Source organism: Bradyrhizobium sp. UBA2491 (assembly GCF_002341725.1).
GTDB lineage: Bacteria > Pseudomonadota > Alphaproteobacteria > Rhizobiales > Xanthobacteraceae > Bradyrhizobium.
Window position 1 is genome coordinate 1,017 of sequence record NZ_DDOP01000041.1, and the last position, 649, is coordinate 1,665.

Here is a 649-nt window from a genome sequence, read left to right on the forward strand (position 1 = left end):
CGCGAGATCGATCGCTGGCTCACCGTGACGCGGATCGGCTCCGGCGCCAAACGCGACGACGTACTCGATGCCTGCGCGGTGGCCATTGCCGCGCATGAACCGACTGGCTGCGTTCCCGAAGGAGCGCGGCCGCTGGATGCGCATGGTCTGCCGATGCAGATCTGGTTCTAGCCCGCGCTAGCTGGCTTCGGCTACGATCCGGCCGATCTCCGCAAGAATGGCTTCCTGCGTCGCGACAGGCGTCGGCGCGTCCGCGAGATAGGCTGCGACCACGATCGGGGCGCGGCCCGGCGGCCAGATCACGCCGACATCGTTGGTTGCGATGCCCTTCCAGGTGCCGGGCTTGTTGGCGATCCGCCATCCCTGCGGCAGTCCGGCCCGCAGCCGGGTCGTTGCGGCGTCCTTCGCGCCGGCCATCCAGCCGGTCAGCCGTGCGCGCGAGGGCTCCGACAGCGCATCTCCGAGAAGCAGCCGTTGCAGTGTCCGCGCCATGGCGGCCGGCGAGGTGGTGTCGTGCTGCTCGCCCGGCTTGACGATGTTCAGATCCAGCTCGACCCGATCGAGACGCGTGACCGGATCGCCCAGCGAGCGCAGGTAAGCCGTCAGGGCGGCGGGGCCGCCGAAGCTCGCCAGCAGCAGATTGGCGGCG

Annotated in this window: 1 protein-coding gene; it reads right to left on the reverse strand. The window is 70.0% G+C overall.

Annotated features, from left to right (window positions below; all coding sequences use genetic code 11):
* Nucleotides 1-177 precede the first annotated feature (177 nt).
* Nucleotides 178-649 (reverse strand): serine hydrolase (locus tag B2W55_RS12760; RefSeq protein WP_291532228.1); only part of this gene is annotated, 472 nt, incomplete at its 5' end.